1 protein-coding gene and 2 pseudogenes are annotated in these 2,581 nt (G+C 75.4%); all 3 read right to left on the bottom strand.

The genetic code is table 11. From position 1 onward, the window contains the following. A pseudogene (locus QH283_RS08940) lies at positions 1-586 on the bottom strand (CHAT domain-containing protein); the annotation flags it as partial. Beyond that, positions 583-2,139 (bottom strand): tetratricopeptide repeat protein, encoded by a 1,557-nt coding sequence (locus QH283_RS08935; protein WP_280502548.1) that lies wholly within the window; start codon positions 2,137-2,139, stop codon positions 583-585. The gene QH283_RS08935 and the pseudogene QH283_RS08940, both read right to left, overlap by 4 nt. Before the next feature lies 1 nt (position 2,140). Beyond that, positions 2,141-2,581 (bottom strand): annotated as a pseudogene (locus QH283_RS08930) (hypothetical protein); the annotation flags it as partial.

Genomic DNA, 2,581 nt, shown 5'->3' with positions numbered 1-2,581 from the left:
TGTGGGGGGGGGGGGGGCTCACGCGGCGGAGGACCGAGCCGAGTGCAGTGTCGGCGCGGAAACCGGGGACGCGGGGGTCGAGGATCGCGACCACCGGCAGCTGGCGGTCGGTGCTCCACGCGCGGGCGGTCCGGGAGGGGGTGTGGACGACGCCCGCGGGGGCCAGCAGGCTGAGGTCGGCGATGTCGAGCAGGCGCAGGCCGGGGTCGGGGGCGAGGACTTCCCAGGGGATCTGGGCGACGCGCGGGGAGGGGTGGATGCGCAGGTGCGGGCGGATGCCCCTGGTGTGCAGGTCGTGCAGCCGCACCGCCAGGGGGTGGGGCAGCAGGGCGCGTGAGAGTGCCTGGGCGAGTTCGTGTTCGCGCGTCCGGTCGGCGAACGCGCCGGTGGTGAGGGCGGTTTCGATGGAGCCGGGGACGCCCGGGTCGGGCAGCGCCGCGGTGAGGGCGCGGACGGCGTCGTCCACGTCGCCGCCGGGCAGGACCGACACGCCGCGCTGTCGCGGGTCGTCGGTGTGACGCCAGGAGAGGTAGAGGTCGTCCGCGTCGGCCATGCGGACGACGATCGTGGGCCGGGTCGCGGTCATGTGATGAGGATCTGATCGGTGCGCACGGGCAGGCCGTAGCGCTGTTCGGCGGCGGCGATGTGGTGGGCGAGGGCGATGTGACCGTCGGGGGCGAGCGCGAGGCGAGGCGGCGGGGTGACGGGCAGGCCCGCGGCGGCGGCGATGTGGGCGAGGGCGGCGCCGAGCCGCAGGGGCGGCGCGCCACCGGGGTCGGTGGCTTCGGGCTCGGTGGGTTCGGAGGCGGCGAGTTCAGGGGACAGCGGCTCCGGCGGGAGTTCCGGGCGCCGCGGCGGTTCGGCGCCGGACAGGTCGACGGTGGTTCCGGCGCAGCGGGTTTCGATCAGGTCGGCCACGAGGGGGCCGTCGCCGCAGAGGGCGGCGAAGCGGAAGGCCAGGCGCATGGCGGGTTCGGCGATCTCGCGGTTCCAGCGTTCCCGCTGATGGCCGTTGGGCAGGCGATACCGGACGGCGTCGATGGTGATGGCGGCGGGGACGGCCAGGTCGCGGCCGAGAGCGAGCAGTTCGGGCGCCGGGCGGGCGGTGGCGTCGACGATGGTTTCGAGCAGGGCGGCGTGCCAGTAGTCGAGCTGGGCGCAGTGCAGGCCGAGACCACGATCGGCATAGGCGCGGCGGGCGACGGCGAGCAGGTCGCGGCCGGTCGCCATGTCGCCGCGAAGGTAGGCGACGGTGGCGAGGCGGGTGCGGACGGCGGCGGCGTCGAGGACGGCGCCGGAGGATTCGAGGTGTTCGAGGGCACGCCGGTAGAGCTGGTCGGCGCGGTCCGGGTCGGCGCGGCGTTCGGCCAGGTAGCCGAGATTCTTCAGGCCGATCCCCGCGCGATGGGCCAGGCCTGCGCGGTCGAAGTACTCCTGGCTCGCGAGCAGCAGATCCTCGGCCTCGTCCAGGTGGCCGGTGCGCGACAGCAGGACGGCCAGATCCTGCCGGCTCTCCGCGAGAGCGTTGGTGTCGCCCGCGGACTCGAAGGCGGCCAGCGCCTGGCGGGCGAAGTCGATGCCCAGGTCGGTGCGGCCGGTTTCGAAGTAGGCACCCGCGAGATTCATCAGCGGGTGGCCGCTCAGTTCGGGGGCGAAACGGACGGCGGCGTCGAGGGATTCGGTGGCCAGTTCGATCACCCGTGGCCACTGGGCGCGGTGGAAGGCGACGGCGGTCGAGGAGGTCAGGCAGGCCATGCGCAGGTGGCCGGGGAGGTCGTCGTCCTCGGCGAGGAGGGCGCGGGCCTGCTCCAGAGCGGTTTGGGCCTCGTCCAGAGCGCCGAGGTGTTGCAGGGCCTGAGAGTAGTTGATCAGCGCGGAGATCCGCTTCTCCACGGCGTCGGCGGGCAGGGTGGCCAGGGCCTCGCGGTAGCGGGCGAGGGCGGTGTGATGGTCGCCGAGTTCGTCGAGCATGGCGGCGGCGTTGATCAGGGCACTGGCGCGGACGCCCGCGGCGCCGGTGCGGGCGGCCTGCTCGAACAGGCGCAGGGCCTCGGCCGGGTTGCCGGACCGGTAGGCGGCGGCGCCTCGCTGGAGCAGGTCCAGGCCGGCGGGCGTCGCGTCCCGGTTGTCTCGGCACATGTCAGAAGTCCGAATCCGCGGCGGCGGCGGCGATTTCCGCGAGCAGGGCCGGATCGTCGGTGCCGACGGGTGCGCCCGCCTCGGACTCGGCGGCGGCGCGGGCGAGCCGTTCGACGGCGAGTGCGCGGATACGGGCGCGGGCCTCGGCCTCGATCGAGCCGGTCTCGCGCGGCTGGGTCCGGCGCGGCTGGGTCTCGCTCGGCTCGGCGACGGCGGGGCCGACGCCGGGGACGTGGATCTCGACGCCCGTGACGGTCTGCGAGTCGGTCTCCGCGATCCCGGCCCAGGCGTCACCGGACAGCGCGAGGGCCGTCGCCACGGCGCCGGAGCCGGTGGCGACGAGGGCGTGCGGCCGCAGGTGGGCGGGGACATCGCCGGTCAGGCCGGGGGCGGCGACGGCGCGCACCCGGACCACCGTGCGCCCGCCCGCGCGGGTCAGCTC

Source organism: Nocardia farcinica, assembly GCF_029867845.1.
GTDB classification, from domain to species: Bacteria; Actinomycetota; Actinomycetes; order Mycobacteriales; family Mycobacteriaceae; genus Nocardia; species Nocardia farcinica_A.
The sequence above is the reverse complement of the archived record's forward strand: the minus strand, read 5'-3'. Positions and strand labels throughout refer to the sequence as shown.